Annotated in this window: 3 protein-coding genes and 2 pseudogenes; 1 reads left to right on the forward strand and 4 read right to left on the reverse strand. The window is 60.6% G+C overall.

All coding sequences use genetic code 11. The features are described from left to right. A pseudogene (locus IYY11_RS00240) lies at positions 1-412 on the reverse strand (IS21 family transposase); the annotation flags it as partial. A gap of 762 nt (positions 413-1,174) precedes the next feature. On the opposite strand from IYY11_RS00240, the gene IYY11_RS00245 reads away from it, so the two are divergent. Beyond that, positions 1,175-1,387 carry a transposase gene (locus IYY11_RS00245; protein WP_109026914.1) on the forward strand — a complete coding sequence of 71 codons (213 nt, stop codon included), beginning with the start codon at positions 1,175-1,177 and terminating at the stop codon, positions 1,385-1,387. 190 nt (positions 1,388-1,577) lie between these two features. Here the strand turns inward: IYY11_RS00245 and IYY11_RS22480 are convergent. The 3 genes and pseudogenes from IYY11_RS22480 to IYY11_RS00255 all read right to left on the reverse strand — a co-directional run. After that, a pseudogene (locus IYY11_RS22480) lies at positions 1,578-1,839 on the reverse strand (IS1380 family transposase); the annotation flags it as partial. Between the two features lie 228 nt (positions 1,840-2,067). Continuing rightward, positions 2,068-4,359: a copper-translocating P-type ATPase gene (locus tag IYY11_RS00250; RefSeq protein WP_109026913.1), complete on the reverse strand. Its 2,292-nt coding sequence runs from the start codon at positions 4,357-4,359 to the stop codon at positions 2,068-2,070. Between the two features lie 666 nt (positions 4,360-5,025). Then, a partial coding sequence (locus tag IYY11_RS00255) for an efflux RND transporter permease subunit (RefSeq protein ID WP_196402291.1) occupies positions 5,026-7,146 on the reverse strand: 2,121 nt, incomplete at its 5' end.

A 7,146-nucleotide genomic window follows, 5' to 3' on the forward strand; every position in this document is an offset into this window, starting at 1 on the left:
ACAGGCGCTCGCCGGCGGCGTGGGTCTGCCGCATGGTCACCGACAGCGTTTTCTCGAAGGCGCGATACAGCTCGCAAAAGCGCGAATAGCGATAGCCGCCGGGGTTCTCGGCGATGTATTCGTCCCACAGGATCGTCAGGGTGACGTGCTTGCGCTTCAGCTCGCGATGCACGTTTGCCCAGTCCGGCTCTTCGACGCGCCGGTGACCGCGCTTGCTGCGCCGGTTGGCGTAAAGCGCCGCCTCCAGCGCGTCGTCGTTCATTCCCTCCGGCAGCGGCCAGGAGAGCCCGGCGCCCTCCGCGCGTTCGAGCGCTTCCCGAACCGTCGAACGCGGCATGCCGAGACGCCGGGAAATCTCGTGCGCTGAAACCGACGCGGTCTTCAGCCGAATAATCTCGCGCGCCTGGCGCATCGTAATCCGCTCCGCTGGCATGAATCGCTCCCCCTTGGATTGCCAAAGGAGCGACTTGATCAGGCCAACGGCGGCGGTGAGCCACTGCACGAAATCACCCGGGCGGGATCATTCCGTTGCAGGGGGCGGGATCATCTCGGAATCGGGGGGCGCCATCATTCCGTAACGGGTGGGCGCCTTCATCTCGTTTTAGGGGGCGCCATCAAGCGGAATCAGCAACGCTGCAACTCCGGGAGCCAAACCACGCCTATCCGAACACGTGCGAGCGCATCAAGCTCCGGGACAGACGGCAAGGGGGCAGCTCGCGGAAACTAGAGGAGCCGCTATGAGAGACGAATGACGACCCGCGCCCACATGTTCGCTGGGTGGGCGGGGGCGTTATTGGTGGTCTTGCTATGCAGGTCTTGGCGGCCCTTAGAACACAATCGCTGCGGTTGTCGTGAAGCTCGTTGGCGGAGCTGCTTAGGGTTTTTGTTCTAGTCGGGGCTGAGCCGGCGAGCCGGCGCAGGGTCTTTCGAGCCTGCGCCGATACATCAGGCGAGAATGACTGGCTATCGATGCCTACGGCTCATCCAGTCGGCGCGTGCACGGCCGGCACTCGCTTAAACTCGCGCGTTCAGCGTCACATAGGCCGAGCGCGGGGTGCCTGGCGTGTTGTTGTTGTTATGCTCGAAGACATAGTACGTAAGCGCTTAGCCGATCCCCTTCTGCCGAAAATGTTCTGATCATGCGAAGAAGCCCCTGCTTTCGAGGGTGGCTGTAATGACCAGAGACGTCAAAATGGACGCCCAAATGGGCGTCTCGAAAGAAGGCTACGCGGGACGGATTGAGGTGGTTGCCGGCCCCACGGGCCGTCGGCGACGCTCTGAGGCGGAGAAAGCTCGGATCGCCGCCGAGAGTCTGACGCCGAACGCCATCGTGGCCGATATCGCTCGCCGATACGGAGCGACGCGCTGGCAGATCTACGATTCATAGTACCGCGCGCCAGCCAGATTCTCGACGTTGAGCTATCCCGAGACATTCTCGCTCAACCTGATGAACAAGGCGCCGTCCACGCGCGCGTAAACGGGCACCACGACGAAATTGTCGATCGCCGGATAGAACTTGGAATTGTACCACGCCGGCGCCGACGCCCAGAACGCCAGGGCCCGCCGAAGCCGCTCACGTCGTTCACGTCCTGGTAGCCGGCGAGCCGACCTAACCCAGACCGCCGTAAATTGCCAACCAAGAGCATGCTCTTGCCGGTGCAGGCGCCGGCAAGAGTCTCGCCCGCCATGCCGCTCAGGCCAAGCGCGTCGTCGAGTTCTCGATAAGGCGACCACGCCAACATCAGAGGTCACGACCGAACCCCGAATTGCATCTTTTAGACGGCGGTCAAAATCGAGCCTGAGAGCCTCTCCATCCGATTCACCCGCCGCGTTCGTCATCGCCGCCTCACTCAACGAGCCTAACCTTCTAAAAATTGCTATAAATGACGAATTGTACAGTGAAATCAGAGTTCATCCGGCGAGTGCGGGCCAAAATGTTTGCTCTCATAACGCGGGCGAGAGTTCCGCCAATGACAGATGCTGTGAGTGTGGCAAAGTGGTGAGAGAACAGCCGGCGCTGTGGGAGTGGTGACTGCCCCCGCACCGAATAGTCCTATAGCCCTCTGCTTAGGTCGTATATGGCGGCATCTCAATTTTTCGCTCGGGGTCCAACCTGGCTTGCTTCAGTCGCAGGGAATTGACGACGACGCTTACAGATGACAGCGTCATCGCTGCGGCGGCGATCGTTGGTGATAAGAGTAGCCCGAAGATCGGATAGAGCGCGCCAGCGGCAATGGGCACGCCCGCGGCATTATAAATGAACGCAAAGAACAGATTCTCGCGGATGTTGCGCATCGTCGTCTTGGAGAGGCGTCGACCACGCACGATGCCCCCGAGATCGCCCTTCAGCAAAGTCACCCCCGCGCTTTCGATCGCGACATCGGTTCCGGTTCCCATGGCGATTCCGACATCGGCAGCGGCCAGTGCAGGGGCATCATTCACGCCGTCTCCCGCCATGGCGACGATTCGACCCGCCTCGCGCAAGCTGGTCACGACTTTGCTCTTGTCCTCAGGGAGGATCTCAGCTTCGATCTCGCCGATTCCCAAGCGTTTGGCGACGGCCCGCGCCGTTGTCCAGTTATCGCCGGTTAGCATCACGACATCGACGCCATCTTCGCGCAGCGATTTCAGCGCGGCGTCCGTCGTCGCTTTGATTGGGTCAGCGATGCCGATGACGCCGGAAATTCTTCCGTCTATGGCGACAAAGATAGCAGTCGCGCCGTCTTCCCGCAGGCGTTCAGCGTCGCTATCGAGCGGCGTCGCATCGACGCCGAGCTCCACAAGGTATCGACGATTGCCGATCGCGACCACATTGCCTTCGACCCGACCGATGACGCCCTTGCCCACGGGGGAATCGAAATCCGTCGCACCTTTGAGCGCGAGCCCGCGCTCGGCTGCGGCCTGAACGATTGCGAACGCCAGGGGATGCTCGCTGGCGCGTTCAAGACTCGCCGCCGTCGCCAACAGATCTTCCTCGGAGATCCCGGTGACGGCGAGGATGGCCGTGACGCGCGGCTTGCCTTCGGTGAGCGTCCCGGTCTTGTCCACCACCAGCGTGTCTATTTTTTCCAAGCGCTCCAGCGCCTCGGCGCTTTTTATCAGCACGCCCGACTGCGCGCCGCGTCCCACGCCGACCATGATCGACATCGGCGTCGCAAGACCGAGCGCGCAAGGGCAAGCGATGATGAGAACGGAGACCGCTGCAACAAGGCCATACGTCATGCGTGGTTCCGGTCCCCAGATTGCCCAGGCAAGAAATGCAATAACGGCGATGAGAATGACGGCGGGCACGAACCATCCCGCCACTTGATCGGCGAGGCGCTGTATTGGCGCGCGGCTTCTCTGCGCGGATGCGACCATCTCGACAATCCTTGAGAGCACGGTGTCGCGGCCAACCTTCTCCGCGCGCATCACAAAGCCGCCAGTCTGATTAAGCGTGCCGCCGATGACTCTGTCGCCTGCAATCTTCGTCACCGGCATGGATTCGCCGGTGACCATGGACTCATCGACCGAACTGCGGCCCTCGACGAGTTCGCCGTCCACAGGAACCTTTTCTCCTGGACGGACGCGCAGGCGCTCGCCGACCTTCACAAGATCCAGCACAACTTCTTCGTCGGATCCGTCAGCGTTAATCCGAGTCGCCATTTTTGGCGCGAGATCGAGGAGCGCGCGTATGGCGCCGCCGGTCTGTTCCCGCGCGCGCAATTCAAGAACTTGTCCAAGCAGAACAAGGACGGTGATAACCGCCGCCGCCTCGAAATAGATCGGGACAGAGCCATCGAGGTTGCGGAATGCCGGCGGGAAGAGCGACGGCGCCAATGTTGCGATGACGCTGTAAATCCAGGCGATGCCCGTTCCCATGGCGATGAGCGTGAACATATTCAGATTACGTGTCACGAGCGATTGCGCGCCTCGAACCAAAAACGGCCAGCCAGCCCAAATCACGACCGGCGTCGCCAAAATAAGCTGAAGCCAGTTCGACGCCTGCGGCGCTAGCAAGTGATGGAGATTGAATAAATGTCCGCCCATCTCCAAGACGAGCACCGGCGCCGCCAACGCCAGCCCGATCCAGAACCGCCTAGTCATGTCGACGAGTTCGGCGTTCGGTTCGGCTTCGGTCGAAGCGACGAGTGGCTCAAGCGTCATGCCGCAGATTGGACAATTTCCGGGCCCGATCTGACGAATCTGCGGATGCATCGGGCATGTGTAGATAACGTCCGCTACATGGGATGGGTCTTGATGCGCATCCTCGATTGTGACACCGCCACGGGCCGTCTTCGATTCCTCATGCGAGGCGCGATCATGCCGATGCTCGTGGGCCACTCGGTTCATCCTTCCTTGCGCCGTCAGAAGCGGCATCGTAATTGATCTAGGCGTCCTTTGCGCAAGGTCGATCGTCGTTGCTCACTCGGCAATACGGCCGCCCCGCTTCCAGAAATGGCGGTTCCTTCAGTCACGGCCTCGACACCATTGGCTGCGGAGGCTCCCGCTCGACCGATGTCGTCGTGTATCGTCGCTCGAAAAGATCAACAACGCAAAGTTTAACGGCGGAACTGCAAGTCACTGGATGCGGTCCGCCATTTTGCTCGACGGTTTATGAGGGGCGCGGACTCCTTGGATGATATCACGCCGATGAGACCTTCCGCGCCTCGTACTGTTGCCTAAGGAACACGGCCCGACAGCAAATCGATGGTCGGACCGTTCCATTATTGTCGACGACAATTACCGTACGTCAGCTTCGCATCGAATATGCGTTCAATCACGAAGCTCTCTCCATCAGCGACAGACCCACACCCATTTTCCATGATGGCGGTGCCAGCACACATTATGTCTGTGTTGGCCAGGAGTGCTCCAATCACGATGCATGTGACGGCCATGCCCGCCGGGGACCATTCCGTGAGTCTGCGGGTCGTGCTCCTGGAGCTCTTGGGCCATCGCGGGAACGGATAGGGCCAGCATCGTCGCTAAGGCAATAGAGAGTCTAAGCATTAGTCTTTCCTCCTGTGAAGATTGTTGTGCATTGTTCTATGGAGCTGCGTGGATAGTTCCCCCCAACTCCTGTTTGACCTCTCCTTTTTGAGGCAGGCCAAACCCCTTGATCAGCGCATAGATCGCCGGAATGACAACGAGCGTCAGAGCCGTCGAAGACACCATCCCGCCAATCATCGGAACGGCGATGCGCTGCATAACTTCTGACCCTGCGCCAGTGCTCCAGAGGATCGGCACAAGCCCCGCCATGATTGCGACGACCGTCATCATCTTCGGCCGCACGCGCTCGACCGCGCCGAGCATAATCGCTTCTCGCAAATCGGCGCGAGTGAAGATCTTCCCTTTGGCCACGCGCTTGGCCGCGACCTCGCGCATTGCCGCATCGAGATAGATCAGCATCACGACGCCGGTCTCGGCGGCGACGCCAGCAAGCGCGATGAAGCCGACCGCAACCGCGACGGACATATTGAAGTTCAAGAGCCACATCAGCCACACGCCGCCGACCAGCGCGAAGGGCAGCGACAGCATGACAATCAATGTCTCGGTCAAGCGGCGGAAATTCAGGTAGAGCAGCAGGAAGATGATGAGCAGCGTCACCGGTACCACGATCTGCATGCGCCCTCGTGCGCGCTCCAGATATTCGAACTGACCGCTCCAGACGACATAAGCGCCTGCCGGGAACTCGATCGCATCGACGACCGCCTGGCGCGCTTCTTCGACAAAGCCGCCGAGATCGCGGTCGCGGATATCAACGAAGATGTAGACTGTGAGCTGGCCGTTCTCGGTGCGAATCGAGGTCGGGCCACGAACGAGTCCGACACTCGCCACTTCGCCGAGCGGAACCGTCCCGCCGCCAGGTAGGGGAATCAGCACTTCGCTGGCGATCGCTCTCGGATCGGAGCGGAAGTCGCGCGGATAGCGGATGTTGACGCCGTAGCGTTCGCGTCCTTCAACCGTCGTTGTGACGGTCTCGCCGCCGAGCGCCGTGGCGATTATCGCTTGCATGTCGCCGATCATGAGGCCGTAGCGCGCGAGCATCGCGCGATCAGGAACAATATCGAGATAATAGCCGCCGATGACGCGTTCGGCGTAGGCGCTCGAAGTTCCGGGCACGCGCTTCAAGACGGCCTCGACTTGGCGCGCGAGCCCCTCCATTTGCGACAGGTCGCGGCCAAAAATCTTGACGCCGATCGGCGTTCTGATCCCGGTCGCCAGCATGTCAATCCTGTTTCGGATCGGCATGGTCCAGGCATTCGACACGCCGGGGAATTGCAGCGCCGCGTCCATTTCGCCAATGAGCTTGTCGATCGTTATTCCAGAACGCCACTGATCCTTCGGCTTCAACTGGATGACGGTCTCTGACATTTCGAGCGGCGCCGGATCGGTCGCCGTGGAGGCGCGCCCAGCCTTGCCATACGCGGTGTGAACTTCGGGGAAGGATTTGATGATACGGTCCTGCTTTTGCAGGAGCTCGGCGGCCTTGGTGACCGAGAGCCCGGGCAGCGTCGTCGGCATGTAAAGGAGCGCACCCTCATTGAGAGTGGGCATGAATTCGGCTCCGAGCTGCCGCGCCGGAATGATGGTCAGCGCCAGCGCGCCGAGCGCCAGCAGAAGCGTGGCGACCTTCGCTTTGAGCACCAAACGTATGATGGGCCGATAGAGCCAAATGAGCGCGCGATTAATGGGGTTCCTCGCCTCGGGAACGATTTTTCCGCGCACGAAGACGACCATCAGCGCCGGCACGAGCGTCACGGAAAGGAGCGCCGACGCCGCCATGGCGAACGTCTTAGTGAAGGCGAGCGGACTGAATAAACGTCCCTCTTGCGCTTCGAGCGTGAAGATCGGCAGGAACGAAACCGTAATGATCAACAGGCTGAAGAACAGCGCGGGGCCAACCTCAGTCGCAGCATCGATCAATATCTCGATACGCCGCTTGTCGGGCAGCGCGCGCTCCAGATGCTTATGCGCGTTCTCAATCATGACGATGGCGGCGTCCACCATTGCGCCGATAGCGATGGCTATGCCGCCCAAACTCATGATGTTGGAGCCGATTCCCAGCGCCTTCATCGCGGCGAACGCCATGAGTACGCCAACGGGAAGCATGATGATGGCGACGAGTGCGCTGCGCACATGCATTAGAAAGACGACGCAGACGAG

Source organism: Methylocystis sp. H62 (assembly GCF_015709515.1).
In the GTDB taxonomy this organism is placed as follows: domain Bacteria; phylum Pseudomonadota; class Alphaproteobacteria; order Rhizobiales; family Beijerinckiaceae; genus Methylocystis.

Coding starts and splice junctions, on each gene's coding strand:
- IYY11_RS00245 (WP_109026914.1), top strand. CDS start 1,175: ATGACCAGAGACGTCAAAATGGACGCCCAAATGGGCGTCTCGAAAGAA.
- IYY11_RS00250 (WP_109026913.1), bottom strand. CDS start 4,359: ATGCCGCTTCTGACGGCGCAAGGAAGGATGAACCGAGTGGCCCACGAG.